Genomic DNA, 24,569 nt, shown 5'->3' with positions numbered 1-24,569 from the left:
TTAATTACATAAATAATATTTATATTTAATTTATTAAAAATGAAAACATTCATCTCATTCATAACAATTCTACTTACAACAAGTTCATTGTTTGGAGGAACTATTAAAACAAAAACCTATCATCCTGGTTCTGATGCAATTTTCGATGTAGCGTCAACCATAGTTTATGGAAAAAAAGATGCTTACTTAATTGATGTTCAATTTCAAAAACAATATGCTGAAGAATTGGTAAATGAAATTAAGGCTTTAAAAAGGAATTTAAAACTAGTTTATATTTCTCATAGCGATCCTGATTATTATTTTGCAACAGATATTATCAAAAAGAATTTTCCTAATGCAAAAATTGTCTCAACAGCACAAACTGCTTACTTAATAAATGCATCTAAAGATGGAAAATTAGCAGTTTGGTCTCCACAATTAAAAAATGATGCTCCATCAGAAATTATTATTCCCGAAGCTATTACAACTCTTCCAGATTTAGAAGGAAATAAAATAGAAATAAAACAAACATTAGAAGATCCTGCACACAGTTTCCTATGGATTCCATCTATCAAAACTATTTTAGGCGGAATATCAGTTTCAGAAGGTGCACATATTTGGATGGCAGATACACAAACAAAAACAGCATTAAATCAATGGATTCAACAAATTGATAACATGAAAGCACTAAAACCTTCTGTTGTTATTCCTTCTCACTTTTTAAATAAAGATTTTTCACCAAAGATTTTAGATTTTGTAAAAGATTATTTAATAAAATTTAAAGAGGAAAATGAAAAATATGAAACAGCAGATAAAGTTATAACTTCTTTAAAAGAAATTTATCCTAATCTTCCTGGTATCGATAATTTAGAGTTAGGTGCTAAAGTTTACAAAGGTGAAATGAATTGGGATTTAAAAAATCCTTATCCAGCTATTGGACGAAAAATAACTGTAGATTTTGGTGAATTAAAATTCGATTTAGATTTTAAAGATCATCAACACATGAGTTTTATAGGAACTGCTGGTTCTTTAAAAAACATTACAGACAATGTTGAATACACAGCTATTGAAGTTGCAAACAATATTTTTATGGTTTATTGGATAGAACCTAAAATTGGCGCAAGAGTTGTCAATATTCAAGATTATAATAACAATACAATTTATACAAATATAGCTGGAAAAGACAGCTCATTTAATCACTTACAAGGAAAATTACAAATTAAATAATTATTAAATTATGAAAATAGCAATAACAGGAGCAACAGGACAATTAGGACGTCTTACTGTATCAAAATTAAAAGAAAAAACAGCGAAAGAAAATTTAGTAGCATTAGTTCGTACACCAGAAAAAGCTGCTGATTTAGGAATTGAAGCAAGAGAGTTTGATTATTCTAAACCAGAAACTTTAGCAACATCATTACAAGGTATTGATACTTTATTTTTAATTTCTGGTAGTGAAATCGGTCAACGTGAAACTCAACATAAAAATGTTATTAATGCTGCTAAAGAAGCTGGTGTAAAAAGAATCGTTTACACAAGTTTACTATACGCGACAGATTCAGAAATGGCATTAGCAAAAGAGCATGTTGCTACAGAGAAATTATTATCAGAATCTGGCTTATCATATACTATTTTACGTAATGGTTGGTACACAGAAAACTATGCAGGTTCTATTGCAGGAGCTTTACAAGCTGGTGCATTTATTGGTAGTGCTCAAAATGGAAAAATTTCATCTGCAACAAGAGAAGATTTTGCTGAGGCTGCTGCAGTAGTTTTAACAAATGAAGGACATGAAAATAAAATTTATGAATTAGCGGGAGATGATGCTTATACGCTATCTGATTTAGCATCTGAAATTTCTAAACAAACTGGAAAAAACATTCCTTACAATGATCTTACAGAAGAAGAGTATACAAAAGTTTTAGTTTCTGTTGGTTTACCAGAAGGTTTTGCTCAAATTTTAGCTGATAGTGATGCTAAAGCTGCAAAAGGTTCTTTATATTCAGAAGACAAAACGTTATCTAAATTAATTGGTCGTCCAACAACTCCATTAGCGGATGTTGTAAAAGATTTCATTGGATAATAAATAATAAAAAACTATTAACAAAGCCTCTAAAAAATATTTTTTAGAGGCTTTGTTATTTTATTTAATGAGAGAATCCAAAAAATACACTCATGGCAACAACTCCAATAACGATGAGCGTAATCGCTATATAAAGTTTATCTTTTTCTATAACAAAAGAAAAAAGTGATAAAATTAATCTTAGGAATGGCGTAAAGAAGAGTATCAATATTCCTAAATAAATTATCGATCTTCCTTTTAACTGAAATGCATCTTTAACAGTTGTAGAAATAACTTCGAAAATACTTCTATCATTTTCAACGAACTTGCTGTAATCAAGAGTATCATTAGAATGATGAAATAAATAAACTAACCCACCTATAGTTGCAACAACTAAAACAGTTATTACACCGTACTTTAGGACTCCTCCTATTATCTTTTGTAAATCTTTATCTGTAATAATCATCTTAAAAATTTCCTTTTATTCCGTTATAAATCATATTCCCTGCTAAGAAAAATATAATAAAAGCAAAAAATATTCTAAGTTTTTTAGGGTCTGTAGCCATTAATATTCTAGACCCAATCATAGCACCTATTAGTACTCCTATCATAACAGGTAAACAAATTTCTGGCACAATATATCCTTTCTGTATATAGATAACACAACTTGCTAAAGCTGTTACTCCCATCATGAAATTACTTGTTGTTGTTGATACTTTAAAAGGAATTCTCATTATTGTATCCATTGCAATAACCTTAAAAGCTCCAGAGCCAATACCTAACATTCCAGATAGCAAACCTGCCAATCCCATCATGCTAAATCCTCCTATAACATTTTTTGTTCCGTAGGCAATAGAATTTCCTTTATTGTCTGGATATGTAGATGGAAGCTTTAATGTTACAGCAAGACTACTTGATTGCTCAACAACGTGTTCTCCTTTTTTTCTCAAAGAATTAGTTGCAGAAAATATTAAAGCACATCCAAAAAAGACAGCAATAAGTGAACTTGGTACAGAAGTAGATATTAATGCACCACCGACAGCACCTAATGTTGTGGCTATTTCTAAAAACATTCCTAATCTCATATTTGCAATACCTTCTTTTACGTAAGCTGCCGCAGAACCAGAAGATGTTGCTATAACAGAAACCAACGCTGCTCCAATTGCATAATGCAAATCAACTCCTAAAACAATAGATAAAAGAGGAATAACAACAATACCTCCTCCTAGTCCTGATAAAGAGCCTATAATACCAGCTCCAATAGAACCTCCTAAAACAATAAGTATAAATTCTAATACATTCATATTTCTATTCTAATACACACTAATAATTTGCTAAAGTATTTATTTCAAATACCAATTCCTACTACATTGTAATAGTTTAATTCAATTCTAATTTTGGGAATTATCAACATTATAATTTCAAAAAACTAATTCCCTCCTTTTTATTAACTTAAAAAACATATTGTAAAGTGATTTTTTAACATATAATTAAATAGCTCTTTTTTAGTTATTAGTCGATTGTTTCTAGATTTATCATTAGTTTTGTTTGATTAAAGAATTGTTTTATCAAAAAAATAAAGTGTTAAGGGTTTTATTTTTTGATTTACAACATAGATTAACTTATATTTATAATTGAATTTAACCAAACTATTATGGACTCCATTTTAATTACCGGCGGAGCTGGATTCATAGGCTCGCATGTAGTAAGAGAATTTGTCTTAAACTATCCAAATACAAAGATTATTAATCTTGATGCATTAACATATGCAGGAAATTTGGAGAATTTAAAAGATATAGAAAATAATCCAAATTATCAATTTGTAAAAGCAGATATTGTAGATGCAAAGCAAATTTTAGAGGTTTTCGAAGAATTTAAACCAGACGGAGTTATACATTTAGCAGCCGAATCTCACGTAGATCGTTCAATTACAAACCCTTTAGAATTTGTAATGACCAATGTTATTGGTACTGTTAATTTACTAAATGCAGCGAAGCATATCTGGAAAGATAATTTTGAAGGTAAACGTTTCCACCATGTATCTACCGATGAAGTATTTGGTGCTTTAGGTGATGAAGGATTCTTTACAGAAGAAACTTCTTATGATCCTCATTCTCCATATTCAGCTTCTAAAGCATCTTCTGATCATTTTGTAAGAGCTTATCATGATACGTATGGATTACCTATTGTAATGACTAATTGTTCTAATAACTATGGTCCAAATCATTTTCCAGAAAAATTGATTCCATTATGTATCCATAATATTATTAACAATAAACCGCTTCCTATTTATGGAGACGGAAAATACACACGCGATTGGTTATTCGTTATTGACCATGCAAAAGCAATAGATTTAGTTTTTCATGAAGGTAAAAATGGAGCTTCTTATAATGTTGGAGGTTTTAACGAATGGAAAAACATTGATCTTGTAAAAGAACTTTGCAAACAAATGGACGAAAAATTAGGAAGAGAAAAAGGAACTTCTGAACAATTAATCACTTTTGTAAAAGACCGTCCAGGACACGATTTACGTTATGCTATTGATGCGACTAAGATTAACCAAGAATTAGGATGGGAACCATCTGTGACTTTTGAACAAGGCTTATCTAAAACAATTGATTGGTTTTTAGAAAATCAACAATGGTTAGATAACGTAACATCAGGAGATTATCAAAATTATTACGAAACACAATACAATTAATATTTTAGAATAAGTTTTGATCCCTGTCAAGACTTATTCTATTTTTTTAATCAACAAAATATACTATGAAAGGAATTATACTTGCCGGAGGATCAGGAACACGTCTTTATCCTTTGACAATATCTGTAAGTAAACAATTAATGCCAGTTTATGATAAACCGATGATTTATTATCCGTTATCAACACTTCTATTAGCTGGTATTCAAGACATTTTAATTATTACCACTCCTCACGATTCAGAGCCATTTCAACGTTTATTAGGCGATGGTTCTCAAATAGGATGTAACATTACTTATGCTGTACAAGAAAGTCCAGATGGACTTGCACAAGCTTTTATTATTGGTGAAGACTTTATTGGAGACGATTCTGTTGCATTAGTTTTAGGAGATAACATTTTTTATGGTACAGGTTTACAACAATTATTAGAAAGTAAAACAAATATAACTGGCGGATGCGTTTTTGCTTATGAAGTAAGCGATCCAGAACGTTATGGTGTTGTTGATTTTGATGAAAATCAAAAAGCATTATCTATTGAAGAAAAACCAACTGAACCAAAATCTAATTTTGCTGTTCCTGGTTTATATTTTTATGATAATAAAGTAGTAGAAATTGCTAAAAATTTAAAACCATCTCCAAGAGGTGAATTAGAAATAACAGATGTCAACAAAGTTTACTTAGAAAAAGGAGAACTTGAAGTTGGTATTATGGACAGAGGAACTGCATGGTTAGATACAGGAACTTTTGAATCTTTACATGAAGCATCAGAATTTGTTCGTGTTATAGAAAAACGTCAAGGAGTAAGTGTTTCTTGTATAGAAGAAATAGCATACAGAAAAAAGTTCATTAACAAAGAACAATTATTAATTGCTGCTGCTAAATATGGAAAAAGTGGTTACGGTGATTATTTAAAATCTATTGTTTAATTTAATATGGAACAAAACAATCAACCTAACGAAAATTGGACACAAGTAATAGAATCTAAACATAATTTATTTTCTCTAAATTTAAAAGAAGTCTGGAATTACAAAGACTTAGTTTATATGCTTGTAAAACGTGACTTTGTAACTTCTTTTAAACAAACCGTTTTAGGTCCTATTTGGTTTTTCATCAATCCAATATTTACGACGATCATTTACGTTGTTATATTTGGAAATGTTGCAAATTTATCAACAGATGGATCTCCAAAATTTGCTTTTTATTTAGCAGGTGTTACACTATGGAATTATTTTTCTACTTGTTTAATGGGTACATCTTCTGTATTTAAAACAAATGCAACAATTTTTGGAAAAGTATATTTCCCTAGATTAGTTATGCCATTATCTGTAGTTATTTCGAATTTAATGAGATTCGCAGTACAGTTTGTATTATTTATAGCTGTTGTTGTATATTATTATTTTACAGAAGGAAACGTACATCCTAATATATGGATATTAGCAACTCCTTTTCTTATTTTATTAATGGCAGGGTTTGCAATGGGAATGGGAATGATTTTTTCATCAATGACAACTAAGTATCAGGATGTAAGTATGCTTTTAGGCTTTGGTATTTCATTATTTATGTATGCCACTCCTGTCATTATACCAATTTCATCTTTCCCAGAAAAGTTAAAGTTTATAGCAGAATTAAATCCATTAACTGGAATTTTCGAATGCTTTAAGTATGGTTATTTAGGAACAGGAGATTTCTCTGAAGGAATGTTAATTTATTCTACTCTATTTACAATAATTATTGTAGCAATTGGTACGGTAATTTTTACTAAAGTAGAGAAATCTTTTATGGATACTGTTTAACCTAAAACGAACAAAAAATGTCAAAAAATAATATAATACTTGATGTAGAAAATGTTTCAAAACAATATCGATTAGGAGAAGTTGGTACAGGAACTTTACAACATGACTTAAAACGCTGGTGGGCAAATGTTAGAGGAAAAGATGATCCATATTTAAAAATTGGAGAAACCAATGACCGTACACAAAAAGGAGATTCAGACTATGTTTGGGCTTTAAAGGATATTGATTTTAAAATAGAACAAGGTGAAGCTGTTGGAATAATTGGAAGAAATGGAGCTGGAAAATCTACATTACTTAAATTACTTTCACGTGTTACTAAACCAACAACTGGTTCTATAAAATATAAAGGTAGAATTGCATCTTTACTAGAAGTTGGTACAGGTTTTCATCCTGAAATGACTGGTAGAGAAAACATCTATCTTAACGGTGCTATTCTTGGAATGACACGCAAAGAAATTACCCGAAAATTTGATGAAATTGTAGCTTTTGCTGGTGTAGAGCGTTATATAGACACGCCTGTAAAACGATATTCTTCTGGAATGTATGTTCGTTTGGCATTCGCTGTTGCAGCACATTTAGAATCAGAAATTTTAATTGTAGATGAGGTATTAGCTGTTGGTGATGCCGAATTTCAAAAGAAATGTTTGGGTAAAATGAATGATGTTACAAAAGGTGAAGGAAGAACTATTCTTTTTGTTAGTCATAACATGACAGCAGTTAAAGAACTTTGTAACACAGGAATTCTAATGAAAAATGGAACAATTAGTTACCAAGGTGACATGTTGGACACTATTTTAGAATATCAAAAAGATTATGAATTATCAACAAGTTATATCGCTCAGAATTTAGAAAATGCTGTTGGTAATGAAAATATAAAAATTACAGAATTCTCTGTTAAACCAATTCAAGGAGATTTAATTGATATTAACTCTGGTATTAGAGTTAAATTAGAGTTTTACAATAATTTACCTAACATTAATTTAGATGCAACATTTGAATTAAGAAACTTTGAAGAATTAGTAATTTATCATGTTGGAAAATTACTTAGTAAAGAAAATGATTCTAAAAAAGGAATATATTCTATTGAGTTTGATATGCCTTCTGGATTAATTAATGCAGGTAATTACTACTTCAAATTAATGTTTGGAAAAAATCAAACCGAATTACTATTTGGAATTGATAATTTGATAGGTTTTGAAGTTGAAAATGTGAAAGTTGGAGCTAAAACACACATCTACCCTGGTATAATGCGTCCTGAATTTGATTATAACGTTGGATATAAAAATCTTTGATTATGAGTGAAATAAAAATAATCGAACTACCTAAAATTGAAGATCCTAGAGGTAATCTTTCATTTTTTGAATATCCAAATCAATTACCTTTTAAGATAAATAGAACTTATTGGATTTATGATGTTCCAGGAGGAGAGATTAGAGGAAGCCATGCATTTAAAAATCAAAATGAATTAATTATAGCACTATCTGGTTCTTTTGATGTTATTTTACATAATGGCGAAAAAGAAATGAAATTTTCTTTAAATAGATCATATTATGGACTATATGTTCCTAAAATGACTTGGAGAAGAATAGAAAATTTTTCTACTAATTCTTTAGCTTTTATTGCCACAGATTTATCTTATAATGAAGATGAATATATTAGAGATTTTGATGATTTTTTAAACCTAAAAGCTAATCAAAATGACTAAAAATAAAGTTACAGTTTATGATTGTAGTTTACTACAATTAAGAAAACTTAAAAATAGATCGGGAAATATTACTCCTGTAGAAAATTCTGAAGATATACCATTTGATATTAATCGTGTTTTCTATTTATACGATATCCCAGGAGGAGAAAGTAGAGGAGCACATGCTCACAAAGAATGTCATCAGTTTTTAATTGCTGCATCAGGGGCTTTTGAAGTATTATTGGATGATGGTAAAATTAAAAGACAAGTTTTACTTAACTCTCCAAATATAGGATTACATATTCCTCCAGGAATATGGGCCTCAGAAGTTAATTTTTCTTCTGGTTCTATTTGTTTGGTTTTAGCTTCTCATAATTATAATGAGAATGATTATATAAGAGATTACAATGAATATTTAACTTATTATAAAAATGATTAAAATTCATCATTTAGCAGATGTACAAAGTGAAAATATAGGAGAAGATACTTCTATTTGGCAATTTTGTGTTGTACTTAAAAATGCTATCATTGGAAAAAATTGTAATATCAATTGTCAAGTTTTTATTGAAAATGATGTTATAATTGGAGATAATGTAACAATAAAACCAGGTGTACAAATTTGGGATGGAGTTACCTTAGAGGATAATGTCTTCATTGGACCAAATGTTACATTTACAAATGATTTGTTTCCCAAATCTAAACAATATCCAACAAGTTTTGAAAAAACTGTAATAAAAAAAGGGGCTTCAATTGGTGCGAATGCTACAATTTTAGCTGGTATTACAATAGGTGAAAACGTATTAATTGGAGCTGGAAGTGTCGTTACAAAAAATGTTCCCGATGGTGAAATATGGATAGGTAATCCAGCAAAATTTATGAAACCTAATAAATAACCAAGTTAACCTATGATAATAAAACCATTAACATCTCTTAGATTTTTTTTTGCTTTTTTTGTATTTTTAAGTCATCTAAGTTTTTTAGAAAATTCAAAATTTTACTCTTTAATATATAATCAAGTTTTTAAAGAGGGGTTTTTAGGTGTAAGCTTTTTTTTCATTTTAAGTGGTTTTGTTCTTTCATTAAACTACAATACTATTACTAAATCTTATATTAGGAAATTTTATTTATATAGGTTAGCAAGAATTTATCCAGTCTATTTATTAACCTTATTACTTTCAATTTTTATTGTTAAGGGTTCAGTATATAAGTTTATAATACAGATTTTTAGTATTCAAAGTTTTTTTCCAAATCAAGAAATTTATTTTTCTTACAACGCCCCTTCATGGAGTATATCAGATGAATTTTTCTTCTATTTACTATTTCCTTTTATAATTTCATTTTTTAGAAAAATAAGTTTTACTTTAAAAACCATTGTTACTATAATACTATGTGTAACAGTAATAAGTATAACAACTTATACTCCAATTGAAAAACAACATTATTATATTTACATATTCCCTTTAATGCGAATTGTTGATTTTATAATCGGTATTTACTTATTTTATTTGTGTGATTTAATTAAATCAAAAAATTATATAAAAAAAAATAGTATAATAATTGAGTTTTCTGCATTAATTATTTTTACACTGTTTTTCTACTTCCATGAAGAAATTCATCTATCATATAGATATTCAAGTTATTACTGGATACCTATGTCACTTATTATATTAAGTGTATCCTCTCAATATTATATAAAAGACTATAAACCAATATTAATTAACAAATTATTATCTCATAAGGTATTTGTATATTTAGGGGAAATAAGTTTTTGTTTTTATATGATTCATTATTTGGTTATTTTATTTATCAGTAAGTATTTAATGATATCTAATAACACTATTTTAATTTTTTTAATATTAACAACATCTCTATTTATAAGTTTCATATCTTATAAGTTTATTGAAAAACCAATGAATAAAATTTTTAAAAAAATAATCTAAAAATGATAAAATTCCTAGACCTACAAAAAATAAATCTACTCCATCAACAAGCAATTGAAAATAAATTATTAGACGTTTTTCGTTCTGGTTGGTACTTACTTGGTAGCGAAGTTAAATCTTTTGAAGAAAATTTAGCTCAATACATTGGTACAAATTATGCCATTGGTGTTGCCAATGGTTTAGACGCTTTACGTCTAATATATAGAGCATACATAGAATTAGGAATTATGCAAATTGGTGACGAAGTTATTGTTCCAGCCAACACATATATTGCATCTATTCTTGCATTATCTGATAATGGTTTAATCCCCGTTTTGGTTGAACCAAATGATGATAATTTCAATATAGATATTTCAAAAATTGAAGAAGCAATCACTCCTAGAACTAAAAGTATTTTAATTGTTCATTTACAAGGTCGTGTAGTTTTTAATAATGAATTAAAAAATATTGCAGAAAAATATAATTTAAAAATTGTCGAAGACAATGCTCAAGCAATCGGGGCAAGTTGGAACAATATAAAAACAGGAAATTTAGGTGACGCTGCTGGATTTAGTTTTTATCCAGGCAAAAACTTAGGCGCATTAGGAGATGGTGGAGCTGTAACAACAAATGATGAAAAATTAGCTTTAGCTATTCGCGCTATTGCGAATTACGGATCCAATCAGAAATATATTAACATTTATAAAGGTTTAAATTCTCGTTTAGATGAAATACAAGCTGCTGTTTTAGATGTAAAACTTCCTTTTATTGATGATGAAAATGAAAAAAGAAGACAAATAGCGAATCGTTACAATAACGAAATCAATAATCCTAAGATAAAATTACCAGAAATTCCTACTGATAGTAATGAGCATGTATGGCATGTATATGTTATTAGAATTGAAGATAGAGATGATTTACAGAATTATTTAACTGAAAATAATATTCAAACGATTATTCATTACCCTATTCCACCTCATCAACAAGAAGCGTATCAAGAATTAAACAATTTATCATTTCCTATTACAGAGAAGATGCATAAAGAAGTTTTAAGTATACCTATTAGTCCAGTAATGACAGCTGAAGAAGTGAATACTATTATTGACGTTATAAATAAATTTTAATTTTTCATGTCTATTATTTTACAAAATAATAAATACTTTAAGAAAAGTCTAGAAATAGTTAAAACACTTTATAACAAAAAGCTATACGAAGACTGCATTAATAAAATAGAAAAAAGTTCAGAATTTGCTTGGTTTAATTTTTCTGGCTATTATAGAAGTAATTATTTAGAAAACGTTCTTAACAGAATAGGAAGTGAGATAATTTATTCAAAAGATGAAATCATTTCAAAAAATAAAAATCAAGATTTTGAAATTCTACATATTTCTTCAGAATTAAGCTCAACAGGAGGGCATTCTAAATTATTATTTAATTGGATAGATAATGATACTGATAGTAAACATACAATTGTTTCTACTCGACAAACTCTTAATGACTTAAATAATGTTATAATAAGTAATATAAAAAATGTAGAATCAGTCAACTTATTTTCTGTTTATTCAGATTCTAAAATAGAAACAGCTAAAGAATTAAATCAATTACTTTTCAAAGGATATGACTTAATTATATTACACACACATCCCGATGATGTAATAATTAATTTAGTATTATCTAATCCTAATCTCGAAATACCTGTTTATATGGTAAATCATGCAGATCATGTTTTTTGGCTAGGCGCATCAATAACAGATGTTCTTTTACAAATTAGAGAGAGTAATATTAAAGTTGATATAATTAGAAGACAAATTTCTCAACAATTCTTTTTGCCTATTCCTATAGAAAACCAAGAAATAAAAAATGTTGATAGAGGTTCGGAAATTATAAATATACTCTCAACTGGAACTTATTATAAATATTTACCAAATGAAGAATATAATTTTCTTGAAGAAATGTTTAAAATAGCTTCAAAATATGATAATGTAAAAATTAATATCGTAGGTATTTCTTCTGATTCAGATTATGCTTTAAAGTATAATCATGAGCGAATTATTTATCATGGTTTTCTTTCTCATGAAGTGCTTAATGAAATTGAAAATAAATCTGACATTTATATAGAAGGCTTTCCTATGCCATCATTTACAGCTTTATTAAAACCTGCATTAAAGAAAATACCATTCCAATTACATTATAATGCATCTGAAGTTTTTAGTTTATTTATGAACTCTGAAAATGATTATATCATTTATCCGAAAAATATTGAAGATTGGAGAAGTAGTATTTATCAACTTATTGAAGACGAATCTTACAGAAGTAATGTTACAGAAAAGCAGTATAGGTATGTAAAAGATAGATACGAATTAATTCATTGGAAAAATAAAATACACCAACTTTATTTAAATTCTAAAAATTTATCACATCGAATAAATGAATTTAACAATGATGTATTCTTAGATAGAAGAAATGAAGAAATAGTTTCTATTTTAGATCATGGTGGGCTACAAATAAAACATTTTGATTTTACTGAAAATTTAAATTTTATAAATAAATTAAAAGTTGCTTTTTATAGTTTAAATAAAAACAGAAATATAGATTACACACCAGGTATTAAATTCTATTTATTAAAAAAATAAACCGTAATAACCATAAACCTATTAAAAATGGCAGAAAGATCCGAAAATAACTTTGACTTTTTAAGATTAGTCTTTTCGAGTGCTGTTATACTATCTCATTCTTTTCCTTTAACAGGTAAAGATGAATTTTTTGCTTCAATAACCAATGGTCAATTAGGTTTCGGAAGTTTATCTGTTGATATATTTTTTATTTTAAGTGGTTATCTAATTTTTACAAGTTTAAAATATAGTAAAACCATAAAAAATTATATCTGGAAAAGAGTATTAAGACTATATCCTGCATTAATTATACTAATGTTAATCTCTTTGATTATACTACCTTTCTTTTATAAAGGTAATAGTATATTCTCTGAAAAAGAATATTGGACATATTTACCTAATAATTTGTCCCTATACAAAGTCCAATATTTTATCAATGGTATTTTTGAATCAAATCCATACCCTAAAGCTATTAACGGAAGTTTATGGTCTTTAAGCTATGAATTTACGATGTATATTGTACTTGTATTATTATTTCCGTTTAAAAAAAGTAAGTATATATTTCACATAGTTTTGTTATGTTTTATAGCTTCTTATTCTTTATATATTTTTAAACCAAATTTTCTATCAAAGCTATTTAATTATATATACCTCGACACAAAAGAACTATATAGATTATCTACTTATTTCCTAGCTGGAAGTTTGTTATATTTTGTAAAATTTGAAAAATTTAATAATCTATATACAAGAATAAGCCTTTTAATATTATTATTTTTATCTCTGTATTTTACTCAATTTAAAGTAGTAGCTCCATTAACACTACCAGTATTAATCTTATTAGTTGGTACATTAAAAACTAAATACATTAGCAGTATTGGAGAAAAATTTGGTGATATTTCTTATGGAGTATACATATATGGATTTCTAGTACAACAAATATTGATGAATTATTTAAATTTGAATGTTTTAGAGTTAACTATTTATAGTATTATAATTACTTACTTTTTAGCTTATTTATCATGGCATTATGTTGAGAAACCGATGCAGAAATATAAAAACTTAGTTTAATGAACAAACTTGCCATTGTTGTACCATATTACAAGATAGATTTCTTTGAAGAAACATTGCTATCTATCTATCAACAAACTGATAAACGTTTTACATTATATATAGGTAATGATCTTAGCCCGAACAATCCTTTACAACTTATTGACAAATATTTTGATAAGACAAATTATCAATACTTCGATTATAAAGAAAATTTAGGCGGAAAAAATCTTGCTTCTCAATGGGAAAGGATTCTTGAAAATGTGACAGAAGAATGGTTTCAAATTTTGGGTGATGATGATATGATTGCTGATAATTTTGTTGAAGAGTTTTATAAAAACATTGAACAAATAGAAAATCAAAAAATTAGTATTGTAAAAATATCTCAATGTTTAATTGATGAAAACTCTATTCAGAATACTACATTTTCATCTTATCAAAAAATAATTTCAACAAAGACTTTTTTAGAAGGAAAATTTTTACTTTCCGAAAGATCTAGCTTATCAGAACATATTTTTAAATTATCTGAATATAAAGAATATCGTTTTAAAAAATACCCTCTAGCATGGCATTCAGATGATATGGCAGTGGTACAATTATCTATTCCTCATGGAATCTATTTTATAAATTCTACTCATGTTTTAGTTAGATTTTCTGAAAAAAGTATATCTGGAGATGTTAGTAATGATAAAAATAATAACTTAAAAGAAGAAGCAAGTTATTATTTCTTTGAAGATCTTTTAAATAAATATCATAAGTATATAGCCAAAGAAAATGTTGAAAACATTTTAAAAGAGCAAATTTTCCGTGCATGGAAGCTTAAAAAGAAAAGTAGTCTGAATTTATTTTCAATATATTTATACATCAATCAACCTATAAAAATATTAACCATCCCGTATAAAAAATACATACTAAACAAAAACGCCATAAAACAATGAAAAATGCACCATTAGTTTCAATAATTGTTCCTTGTTATAATCAATCAGAATATTTGGACGAATGTTTACAATCAGTTTTAGATCAAACTTATCAAAATTGGGAATGTATAATTATAAACGATGGATCACAGGATGATACTGAAAAAATTGCACAAACTTGGGTAGATAAAGATCATAGGTTTAAATATCTTTTTCAAGAAAATTCAGGAGTTGCTAATGCTCGTAATTATGCAATTGAAAATTCTTCTGGAGATTGGATTTTACCGCTAGATGGCGATGATAAAATAAGCTTAACCTATTTAGAAAAAGCGTCTGAACATTTTAAACAAGACATTAAACTAATTTATGGAAAAGCTGAATTATTTGATTATGAAAATGGACCTTTTGTATTAAGAGAATATAGTTTTGATAATATTTTAGCTAGTAACATAATATATGTTTCTGCCTTTTATAAAAGAGCAGATTATGATAAAGGCGTAAAATATGATAGCTATTTAAAAAAAGGATTAGAGGATTGGGATTTCTGGATATCACTACTAGAAAAAAATGATAAAGTTATTTATATTCAAGACACTGTTTTTTATTATAGAATAAAAAAGGATTCTAGAAATGTTGAAATTCACAATAATTCAATTTTAAAAAATGAATATGAAAACTATATCTTAAATAAACATAAAGAAAAATATTTAAAAGAGTTTGGAACTTATTTTGAATTATTAGAAAAATTACAAAAAACAAAGTCGCTTAATAAGAATTTTGAAAAATTTTTTATTAGCAAAAGATTTAAGATAATGAGTTTTTTTACTTCATTTTTTGATAAATTTAAAAAATAAATACTAATCAAAATAAAACCTAAAAACCTATGAATGTTTATGCTATAATTGTCATCTATAATGGGATGCATAGAGATTGGATACAAAAATGCTTCTCCTCTTTAAGAAATTCAGAACATCCTCTACAAGTAATTGCTATAGATAACAATTCCAAAGACGAAAGTGTTAAGTATATAGAACAAAACTTTCCTGAAATAGAGCTTATAAAATCTGATAAAAATTTAGGTTTTGGAGGAGCCAATAATCTTGGAATTAAACTAGCTTTAGAAAAAAATGCAGATGCTGTTTTTCTACTTAATCAAGATGCTTGGATAGAACCCAAAACAATCTCAGAATTAGTTAGAATATCTCAGAATAATGAAGATTTCGGTATCATAAGTCCCTTACAACTTGACGGAACAGGAGAAAGATTAGAAAATGGTTTTTCTTATTCTATAAGTAGTAAGTTCAATAAAGATTTTTTCTCTGATTTTGTTTTAAAGAAACAAACTAAAGAGCTTTATGAAACGATAGAATCTTATGCTGCTTCTTGGTTTATAACAAAAAAATGTCTTAAAATAGTTGGAGGTTTTAATCCTTCTTTTTTTCATTATGGTGAAGATGATAATTATTGTCGACGTGTTACTTTTAAAAATTTAAAGATTGGTGTTACTCCAAATACTTTTATTTGTCATGATACTTATGAAAAACCCAAGAGTAACTTCTTTAATTATTTTGAAATTGAAAAAAGACAATTAACTACTTTTCATTCTGAACCAAACAAAATTATAGGATGAATATATCTTTTTGAAATAATACATAAATTCTAATACACTAATAATAAGTTACTTATTTTAAGTAACTTATTCTATAATTTTTAATAAATATCTTGTTTTTAGAAAATTTTGTTATATTAACATTATCGATATTTATTGAACACTTTATTTTTATTAGAAAGGCTCATAATGATATTCAGAATTAATCAAAATTGTAGTTATTCAAACTACCTCATTCTAAAAAAAACAAATTCTTATTTAGATTGAAAATAAAAATGTTAAATTTTGTGTTATTATTTGATTTTAAATTTGGCAAAATTAATTATAAAATCTTTAATTTTCTTTCTATAAATTATGAACCAATATATAAAAGGATAGCTTTTTGAATTATAAAAATTGCAAAGACAAAACACATTAACACAACATCATATATATGACATAATGTCGTTTAATAAATTCAAAAGAAAACTTAAAATAGATAGATAAAACATTTTTTTATTTCTTGAATCAATTTTATTAGAGAATATTCTAAATCTAATAAAAATACATTTAGCCATTCTAAAAAAAATTACTTAAATCTTCTATTGTTGTACAAAATTAAACACAAATCCCTACCTGATTTCTAGGATAAAAAGATTAAAATCTATATTTTTGCTTGATTTTAAATTTGTTAAGATAATACTATAACATTCTTAGCTTTTTTTTATTCTCAATTATTATAAAAAATAATTCAGAATAAAATGAAACCTATTTCTAAAAATGAAGATGTATTATTAGAATAATCAAGTATTTTTTTTAATGAATCAGTATAAAAAAATAGTCTTTTTGTGTGAAGGCGATCCACGTGACAAAACTTCTTGGTCTGGTACAATGTATATGATGTACTCTAGTTTAATAAAATTAGGACACGATGTAGAATGGCTACCAGCAACACAGTATTCTCATTCTGAAATTAATTTTATTGAAAAGATAGCCTCTGTTCATGAAAAAGTATTAAATAGAACGTTTAATCGTTATCAAAATTTAACAAAAGCATTCATTGCATCAAAAAGAACAAAACAAAAACTAGAGAATTTAAAGTTTGACTTACTTTTTGTTTCTAATGCAATAAATGATATCGCCTTTTTAAATATTAAGCAACCTATTATTTATGTAAATGACACTTTATATGATCAACATATAAACTATTACCCAGCTTATCAAGGATTAGGGTGGTATTCTAAAAAAATATTACGTTTCATAGAGCATAAAGCTTTACGTAAATGTAAAGCTGTTTTATTACCATCTGAATGGTCTATTGAAAGAGCAAAATCATTCTATAAATTATCAAAAAACAAAGTTCATTTATTACGTTTTGGAGCTAATATAGATGTTCCTATTAAAGAAGATTTTCAACCAAAAGAATTAACTAATCCAATAACATTTCTTTTTCTTGGTGTAGAATGGAAACGAAAAAGAGGTTACCTAGCATTAGAAACAATAGAATTATTAGCTAAAAAAGGTTATAATGTCGAATTAAAAGTTGTAGGCTGTATACCTCCAGTAAAATCTGATTTGTTAAATGTTATTCCTTTTTTAAATAAAAATAATCCAAAAGAATATCAACAATTAAAAAATATATTAAATTCATCTCATTTTCTTTTTGTTCCAACAGAAGCTGAATGTTATGGAATTGTATTTTCTGAAGCTTCAGCCTATGGGCTACCAAGTATTTCGACAGCTACAGGAGGAGTTAGATCTGTTGTAAAAGATAATGTTAATGGATTTGCTTTACCATTAAAAGCTACACCAGAAGATTATGTAAACAGTATAGAACCTTTTTTAGTTGATAAAGAAAAGTTTAAAAATTTAAGTATAAATAGTCGAAAAAGATATGAAGAAGCCTTAAATTGGAATGTTTGGAGAAGTAAATTAAAAACTATATTAGATTCCATCAATTAAACCTATAACCTATGACACAAAATCAACCTTTAGTAACGATCATAATTCCATCTTATAATTGCAACAGTACAATAGTAGAAGCCTTAAATAGTATAAAAAATCAAACTTATAAAAATCTTGAAGTTATTATTATTGATGATTATTCCACAGATAATAGTTTAGAGATTATTAACAACTATAAACATTCACACACTGAACTTAATATTAAAGTTTTTACTAAAAATGAAAATAAAGGTCCTGCGCATTCTAGAAATATAGGTATAAAAGAAGCTAGTGGAAATTATATAGCATTATTAGATAGTGATGATTATTTTGAAACAAATAAAATTGAAGAACAGCTAGCTTATCTAGAAAAAAATTTAGACATGTTTGGTTGTGGTACATTTATGAAATGTTTTGGATTACAACATAATATTGTAGAAGCAGAAACTGATCTTTCATTAATTAAAGATACTCTTTTAATAGGAATGCCATATTTACATGCAACCTTTATGTTTAGAAGAGACTTTATAATAAAAAACAATTTATTTTATAATGAAGATTACAGAACTGCCGAAGATTACGAATGGTCATTACGTTTTATAGATGCAAGTGCTAAGATTAACAATCTTCCTCTTGTATTACATAACTATAGAATTACTGGTAAACAAGAATCATTTAGTCTTGATAGCGAAGGAAAACAAATTATAAACATTAAACAGCAAGTTGCCTCTCATAAAATACAATATAGTATCTGGAATCGTTTTATCGGAAAAGAAAATGATTTATACGAACAAGAATTTGTAAATATTTTTTTAAGACATTCTTCATTAAAAAACTCAACTGAACTTAAAAATTTTATTGATTGGACTGATAAAATCATAATATACAATAATGATTCAAAATACTTTACTGAAAAATTTATAAAGCGAAATAGTAACGAAATAATAGTAAATTACTTCTTAAGTAAAAGTAAGTTTGACATCAATTTATTACTATTATATTTTAAATACAGCAAGTATGTAAAAATACCTTCATCTTCAGAAAAAATAAAATTTATTGTAAAATGCTTAACAAATCATCAATACTAACTTAAAGTATATTTTTTAAGAAATTAATATTGGAGTTTTATTTATACTGTCAAACGGATGTGGATACAAACCAAAATCGTTTCTCAATACAATTTCATTATTATAATTGTATATATAATTATTGTTATTTTCCAATAACAACTGTCTTTTCAAAGTTAATAAATTAGAAAATGTGCTTCTAGAAATTCCAACATATATATCCGAATTAGCTATAATCTCAAAATTAATAGCAGCATTAATTTCATACTCTAGCGTACTATCATAAAAATAATTCGACTTTATTCCTTCATCTGAAAGTAAATGTTCTATTTCAGTATGTTTTTCACCAGCCGTAAAAAAAACTTCGTTAAAATCTTTAAATTTCACACGTAACATTTTTATTATATCATTGGAGTCTGAAAAAGGAATTTCATTTCTATAATTAAAGTCATGATGCTTAACATGATTCTGCCAATCACTTTCTACTCTAAACTGAACTACTATCTTATTATTTAACTGATTATCTAATATATCTTGTAAGTTTTTATTCAATCTTAATGACTTTAATACAAAGACCATTGGAGAGTTTAGAAAAATTTTATTACTCTCTCTTGATACAGATAATAGTTTTTCTGAATGCTCCCACAAATCTAATTGAGTTCTAATAATTTTTTTTTCATTTATCTGATCATCTGATTTTACAATTAAATCTTTAACTCCTGTAATTTTTTCTATACTTTCATTAAAGTATTCAAGATCATAAATATCGGAAAACATTTTTTTTTCAATCCATCCAAATTCAGGATCTATAATTTTATAATTTTTTTTAATTGCAATATCACATGCACTCATCAAACAATATAATTTATTACATAGTCCTCCAATTAATCTTGCCTGTATAAGGTTTCTATTTTCTATAATATCAATTATTGGCAACAATTTATTTTTTATCTGCGATCTATTCATTTTTTTTTATTATAAATAATATTTAAAATTTCTATTTTTTTACCTTATAAAGTTTGTCATTTTACAAAAAAAGAAATTTACCTGTGACTAGTATTAACGTTCATACCTCCAAATAAAAAATGGAGCTCCAATAAAAGTTGGCAAGTGTAACAAGAAATTTTTCTTTTTTTGTGTAATTGAAAATCTATTTGATAAAGAATCTACTAAATTAAGAAAAGGATATTTTTTTAATCTTTTATAATTTTGATAGAAATAAGCTTTATCATTAGGTAAAGACGTCCATTGCATCATTAAAAGCATTTCTTTAAAGGTAAGTATATGAGCTTTTATTTGTTGCTTTTTCTTTTCATTTTTTTCTAGTTTAAATTGCTCACTAAACTTATTTAAAATGAAAAACATATCTTCAAAATTTTTCTTAGTCTTAGAAGATATGATAGAATTACCTCTTAATAAGTAATAATATGTATGCTCATTCACAAAACTAACTCGCTCCGCATACTGTGCCCATAAAAAACTCCATAACTCATCCTCTGCTAAAAGTTTAGGTTCAAATGATAAATTATATTTTTCTAAAAACAATTTCTTATATAATTTATTTGGTGCTATTACCGGCCATTGATACTCCATAAATGCATCGAAAACCTCATTTTGAGAAGATAAAAATTGTTTGGTATTTCTTAGAGGAAAAATTACTTTTTCAATCTTTTCTTTTTCTAAATAACATATTGTACTTCCTATTACAACGTCTGAATTATATTCTAATGCAGAGTTTAATAATAACTCTATACAATTACTACTAATCCAGTCATCACTATCTAAATAATAAATATAATCTCCTTTTGCATGTTTTGTTCCTGTATTTCTAGATTCTGATAAACCTTTATTAACTTCATGACGAACAATAGAAGTTGAAAAATAAGGTTTCTTATTCTCTAAATAATTATTTATAACTTGTACAGAATCGTCCGGAGAACAATCATCAACTAAAATAACTTCAATATTTTGATAAGTTTGTTCATAAACACTTTCTAAACATTTTATAATAAATGCTTCTACATTGTAAACAGGAATAACTATTGAGGTTAGGTTCATAATTTTTATTAAATAAAACGAATATAATAAATAAAACAGCTATTTTTACAACAATCAACCTTAAAAGATAAACGAAAATAAAGTATCTATTGTTTTTCTTATAAATAACTTAGGAAAACACTTTAAATAAAATCGGTAAAAAAAATATAGCTTTAAAGAAAAAACACAATTCTTTAGAATATAGATTATTTTTACATTGAAGTATTTTATTTCATATTTTAGATGCTGTTTTTCATAATAAAACCAACGTATAATTAATTTTTCCCTATGAACAACCAACCTATCATTTCTGTTATTTTATCTGCTTATAATGCTGAAAAATTTATCGAAAAATGTATTAAATCTGTATTAAATCAAACATTTAAAAATTTCGAATTTTTAATTATTGATGATTGTTCTACAGACAACACTCTAAAAATAATAAAAGAAAGTGCTGAAACAGATGAACGAATTACTGTTATTAATAATACAGTAAATGAATTTGTAATAGAGTCTAGAAATAAAGGTATACTTAAAGCAAAAGGAAAATATATCGCAATAATTGATGCAGATGATATTTGGTTTGAAAATAAGTTAGAAAAACAATTAGTTGATATAGAAAGTGACGAAAGCATTTTTTTACTTAGCGCAAATGCATATGAAATTGACGAAAATGATAATATAATTGGAAAAGTTATACGACCTAATCATATTGAAGAATCAAACCGAATGATTCTTAAAGAGAATCCTTTTTGCCATCCATCTATTCTATTTAGAAATGAAGGTCATTTATATCGACCAAAAATGTTTTACACAGAAGAATACGATTTATATTTACGATTATTTTCTGATGGAAAAAAGATGATTCATAGAAAAGATTTTCTATTCAACTATAGAATTTTAAAAACTTCTTTATCTAGAAATAATAAAGCTGTAATACAAGAATTATTTAAACTTAAAGCAATTTCTTTTTACCACGAAAGAGTCGAAAAAGGTTATGATAGTTATGATAGCTTTAACCCAGATAATTATCTTAAAATATTTGATTTAAATTATAATTCTTCAATAAATGACCTGAATTTAGCCATGAAACTGGCATTTACTTCTGGTCTAAAAGAAGATTTTTTATTATTGTTTAAAAAAGTAAAAAAATATTATAGTATAAAATCGTTTTTTATTTTTTGGATTATCTCAAAAAACTTTAACTTGTCATATAAAATTTATTCAAAAAAATAGACCAACTAACAATGAATTATTTTAAGTTTTCTGAACAAGAAAAAAATAATCTCTCAACAATATCTCAATTCAACAATCATTGTTTTAAAATAAGAGGTAATCATACTGCATATGATCAATACCGTTTTATAGATAACCCATTTTCCGACAAAAGTTATGATTTTTTATACGGTGTAGAAAAAGATGATAAGTACATAGCCCAAATGTTAACAACTCCTGGAGCATTGACATTTAACGAAAATATTATTCCTGCATTTTGGGGACAAGATTATATCGTTTTAGAAGAATATAGAGGAGGAGGAATTGGAAAAGGTCTTTCTGACTTCTATTTAAAAAAAGACTATTATATTGCTGTTGGTTTTTCAGAAAAATCTGCAATTATCCATCAAAAAATGGGGGCTAAAAAAATTGGATATTTAGATTTTTATGAAAAATGGGGAAGTAATTTTTCTAAATTAAAATTCATCTTTCAGAGAGGTCTAAAAATAAAAGCGAAATCAACAGATTTATATACCTTACCTAAATCTATTGGAGAATTTGAGTTAGTTGAAAGTGTTGAACAAATACAATTACCCAATCTTAATTGGAATAAAAATACGATAGAAACTATACGAAATAAGGAATTTTTAAAATGGCGTTTTTTTTACAGAAAAAACCGTTATTTCCTTTATCAATCAAAGTCAACAAATAAATCAGAAAACAACATCTATTTTGTTGTTAAACCTTATTTTTATAAAGGTGTAAATTGGCTTAGAGTTATTGATTATCGTTATAAAATAGACAAAAAAAATCAATTTGAATTACTGTTAAATGCCATAGAAAAATTAAGAAATGAACTTAATTTATATGGTATTTTGATTTCATCTTCATTAGAAAAATCAAATCAAATATTGGAAAAGAATAATTTTAAAATAACAAATCATGAAGTTGTTTTATCTACTTACCCTTTTCAATATAATGAAACAAATAATACCAATAATTTTTTTATGATTAGTTTTGCTGACAGTGATATGGATATGCATAGTAATCAGGGAAAATTTAATTATGAATAAATATCTAAAAACTACTCTCATGCCTAAGATTATTAATTTTCATGATATATACGATCCGCAATGGTTTCGTGACACAATAGAAGTTATTTTAGAATCTTATGAAATTGTGCCTTTTTCTATAATAAAGGATTTTTACAATGGTAAAAAAATAAACCCTAAAGCTGTACACCTAACAATTGATGACGGAAATATTTCTACATACACTATTATTTATCCTATTTTAAAAGAACTTGGATTAACAGCATCTATTTTTGTTTCTCCAAAAATTATAAAAGATCAGACTAATTTTTGGTATGCAGAATGTGGCGATTATGAAACAGAACAATTAAAAGAATGTATAGCAGAAGTCTTAGAAATTTCGAAAGAGAAATTAGCTAACTTTTATCCAATTTCTGTAATGAAAACATTGTCTTTAGCTACAAATTGGGAAATTATAAAAACATACCAAAATAAATTCAATATCCCTACAAAAAGTTGCCAATATATAACTGTTGAACAATTGTTAGAATTAGAACATTCTGGTATTTTTACAATTGGTGCTCACACCATGAATCATCCTATTTTAGCGAATGAATCTAACATAATTTCCGAAAAAGAAATTAAAGATTCTATTACTGAATTAAGTGAATTATTGGGTAGAAATGTTGAATCTTTTGCATATCCTAATGGAAGTAAAGGTTTAGATTTTGGAAAAAGAGAAATTGATATTTTAAAACAATGCAATATTAATTATGCTTTTTCTTTCGAGTTTAAAAACCTCAATTTATCTGATAATTTATTAACTGTTCCTCGTTATGGTTTATACCATGGTGATAAAAATTTTATTCGTAAAAAATTAAAATTTGGAGCTATTTGGGAACCATTTAAAAAAGTTGTTTTCAATAATGAAGACAAGCATAGAAAATTAATTAAGAAATCATTATCTGTTTAATTT

Annotated in this window: 25 protein-coding genes; 21 read left to right on the top strand and 4 right to left on the bottom strand. The window is 26.4% G+C overall.

Annotation, left to right across the window (positions count from 1 at the left end):
• The first annotated feature begins 39 nt into the window (after positions 1–39).
• Together BUA86_RS02375 and BUA86_RS02370 are read left to right on the top strand one after the other, a co-directional pair.
• Positions 40–1,206 carry an MBL fold metallo-hydrolase gene (locus BUA86_RS02375; protein WP_072929503.1) on the top strand — a complete coding sequence of 389 codons (1,167 nt, stop codon included), beginning with the start codon at positions 40–42 and terminating at the stop codon, positions 1,204–1,206.
• A gap of 10 nt (positions 1,207–1,216) precedes the next feature.
• Positions 1,217–2,062, top strand: coding sequence for an SDR family oxidoreductase (locus BUA86_RS02370; protein WP_072929501.1), 846 nt, complete (start codon positions 1,217–1,219; stop codon positions 2,060–2,062).
• A gap of 64 nt (positions 2,063–2,126) precedes the next feature.
• Here the strand turns inward: BUA86_RS02370 and BUA86_RS02365 are convergent, their stop codons facing one another.
• Positions 2,127–2,507, bottom strand: coding sequence for a DUF1634 domain-containing protein (locus tag BUA86_RS02365; RefSeq protein WP_072929499.1), 381 nt, complete (start codon positions 2,505–2,507; stop codon positions 2,127–2,129).
• 1 nt (position 2,508) lies between these two features.
• Positions 2,509–3,345 (bottom strand): sulfite exporter TauE/SafE family protein, encoded by an 837-nt coding sequence (locus BUA86_RS02360; RefSeq protein WP_072929497.1) that lies wholly within the window; start codon positions 3,343–3,345, stop codon positions 2,509–2,511.
• 350 nt (positions 3,346–3,695) lie between these two features.
• Here BUA86_RS02360 and rfbB point away from each other — a divergent pair, with 350 nt between their 5' ends.
• The 16 genes from rfbB (at position 3,696) to BUA86_RS02280 (ending at position 19,331) form a co-directional block, all read left to right on the top strand.
• Complete coding sequence (gene rfbB, locus BUA86_RS02355) at positions 3,696–4,742, top strand: dTDP-glucose 4,6-dehydratase (RefSeq protein ID WP_072929495.1); 1,047 nt, start codon at positions 3,696–3,698, stop codon at positions 4,740–4,742.
• Between the two features lie 65 nt (positions 4,743–4,807).
• Positions 4,808–5,665: a glucose-1-phosphate thymidylyltransferase RfbA gene (rfbA, locus tag BUA86_RS02350; protein ID WP_072929493.1), complete on the top strand. Its 858-nt coding sequence runs from the start codon at positions 4,808–4,810 to the stop codon at positions 5,663–5,665.
• 6 nt (positions 5,666–5,671) lie between these two features.
• Positions 5,672–6,532, top strand: coding sequence for an ABC transporter permease (locus BUA86_RS02345; protein ID WP_072929491.1), 861 nt, complete (start codon positions 5,672–5,674; stop codon positions 6,530–6,532).
• 17 nt (positions 6,533–6,549) lie between these two features.
• A complete protein-coding gene (locus BUA86_RS02340) occupies positions 6,550–7,824 on the top strand; it encodes an ABC transporter ATP-binding protein (RefSeq protein WP_072929489.1) in 1,275 nt (424 codons plus the stop codon).
• 2 nt (positions 7,825–7,826) lie between these two features.
• Positions 7,827–8,237, top strand: coding sequence for a sugar 3,4-ketoisomerase (locus tag BUA86_RS02335; protein WP_072929487.1), 411 nt, complete (start codon positions 7,827–7,829; stop codon positions 8,235–8,237).
• Positions 8,230–8,655, top strand: coding sequence for a sugar 3,4-ketoisomerase (locus BUA86_RS02330; protein ID WP_072929485.1), 426 nt, complete (start codon positions 8,230–8,232; stop codon positions 8,653–8,655). The genes BUA86_RS02335 and BUA86_RS02330 overlap by 8 nt, the downstream gene beginning before the upstream one ends.
• Entirely contained in the window at positions 8,648–9,109 is a 462-nt protein-coding gene (locus tag BUA86_RS02325; RefSeq protein WP_072929483.1) for an acyltransferase, read from the top strand. Before BUA86_RS02330 ends, BUA86_RS02325 begins: the two co-directional genes overlap by 8 nt.
• A gap of 12 nt (positions 9,110–9,121) precedes the next feature.
• On the top strand, positions 9,122–10,156 hold the full coding sequence (locus tag BUA86_RS16385; RefSeq protein ID WP_221405184.1) for an acyltransferase family protein: 1,035 nt from the start codon (positions 9,122–9,124) through the stop codon (positions 10,154–10,156).
• 2 nt (positions 10,157–10,158) lie between these two features.
• Positions 10,159–11,259, top strand: coding sequence for a DegT/DnrJ/EryC1/StrS family aminotransferase (locus BUA86_RS02315; protein WP_072929482.1), 1,101 nt, complete (start codon positions 10,159–10,161; stop codon positions 11,257–11,259).
• Positions 11,260–11,265: 6 nt separating this feature from the next.
• On the top strand, positions 11,266–12,768 hold the full coding sequence (locus BUA86_RS02310) for a glycosyltransferase family protein (protein WP_072929480.1): 1,503 nt from the start codon (positions 11,266–11,268) through the stop codon (positions 12,766–12,768).
• 27 nt (positions 12,769–12,795) lie between these two features.
• Complete coding sequence (locus BUA86_RS02305) at positions 12,796–13,815, top strand: acyltransferase family protein (protein ID WP_072929478.1); 1,020 nt, start codon at positions 12,796–12,798, stop codon at positions 13,813–13,815.
• Entirely contained in the window at positions 13,815–14,732 is a 918-nt protein-coding gene (locus BUA86_RS02300) for a glycosyltransferase family A protein (RefSeq protein WP_072929476.1), read from the top strand. Before BUA86_RS02305 ends, BUA86_RS02300 begins: the two co-directional genes overlap by 1 nt.
• A complete protein-coding gene (locus tag BUA86_RS02295) occupies positions 14,729–15,565 on the top strand; it encodes a glycosyltransferase family 2 protein (protein ID WP_072929474.1) in 837 nt (278 codons plus the stop codon). The genes BUA86_RS02300 and BUA86_RS02295 overlap by 4 nt, the downstream gene beginning before the upstream one ends.
• 29 nt (positions 15,566–15,594) lie before the next feature.
• The gene (locus BUA86_RS02290) at positions 15,595–16,341 is read left to right on the top strand and encodes a glycosyltransferase family 2 protein (RefSeq protein ID WP_083580273.1); all 747 of its coding nucleotides are present in this window, start codon (positions 15,595–15,597) and stop codon (positions 16,339–16,341) included.
• 777 nt (positions 16,342–17,118) lie between these two features.
• Complete coding sequence (locus tag BUA86_RS02285) at positions 17,119–18,261, top strand: glycosyltransferase family 4 protein (protein ID WP_072929470.1); 1,143 nt, start codon at positions 17,119–17,121, stop codon at positions 18,259–18,261.
• Positions 18,262–18,272: 11 nt separating this feature from the next.
• The gene (locus tag BUA86_RS02280; protein WP_072929468.1) at positions 18,273–19,331 is read left to right on the top strand and encodes a glycosyltransferase family 2 protein; all 1,059 of its coding nucleotides are present in this window, start codon (positions 18,273–18,275) and stop codon (positions 19,329–19,331) included.
• Between the two features lie 15 nt (positions 19,332–19,346).
• Here the strand turns inward: BUA86_RS02280 and BUA86_RS02275 are convergent, their stop codons facing one another.
• Entirely contained in the window at positions 19,347–20,276 is a 930-nt protein-coding gene (locus BUA86_RS02275) for an O-fucosyltransferase family protein (RefSeq protein WP_072929466.1), read from the bottom strand.
• 93 nt (positions 20,277–20,369) lie between these two features.
• Positions 20,370–21,368 carry a glycosyltransferase family 2 protein gene (locus tag BUA86_RS02270; protein WP_072929464.1) on the bottom strand — a complete coding sequence of 333 codons (999 nt, stop codon included), beginning with the start codon at positions 21,366–21,368 and terminating at the stop codon, positions 20,370–20,372.
• A 267-nt stretch (positions 21,369–21,635) separates the two neighbouring features.
• Here BUA86_RS02270 and BUA86_RS02265 point away from each other — a divergent pair, with 267 nt between their 5' ends.
• From BUA86_RS02265 to BUA86_RS02255, 3 genes are read left to right on the top strand one after another with little or no spacing between them, the layout of a single operon-like run.
• Positions 21,636–22,583: a glycosyltransferase gene (locus tag BUA86_RS02265; RefSeq protein WP_072929462.1), complete on the top strand. Its 948-nt coding sequence runs from the start codon at positions 21,636–21,638 to the stop codon at positions 22,581–22,583.
• A gap of 11 nt (positions 22,584–22,594) precedes the next feature.
• Positions 22,595–23,635, top strand: a complete 1,041-nt coding sequence (locus BUA86_RS02260; protein WP_072929460.1) for a hypothetical protein — start codon at positions 22,595–22,597, stop codon at positions 23,633–23,635.
• A 19-nt stretch (positions 23,636–23,654) separates the two neighbouring features.
• Positions 23,655–24,566, top strand: coding sequence for a polysaccharide deacetylase family protein (locus BUA86_RS02255; protein WP_178300388.1), 912 nt, complete (start codon positions 23,655–23,657; stop codon positions 24,564–24,566).
• Positions 24,567–24,569 lie beyond the last annotated feature (3 nt).

Source organism: Chishuiella changwenlii (assembly GCF_900142565.1).
In the GTDB taxonomy this organism is placed as follows: Bacteria; Bacteroidota; Bacteroidia; order Flavobacteriales; family Weeksellaceae; genus Empedobacter; species Empedobacter changwenlii.
This window is presented reverse-complemented; position numbering and strand designations above follow the sequence as displayed.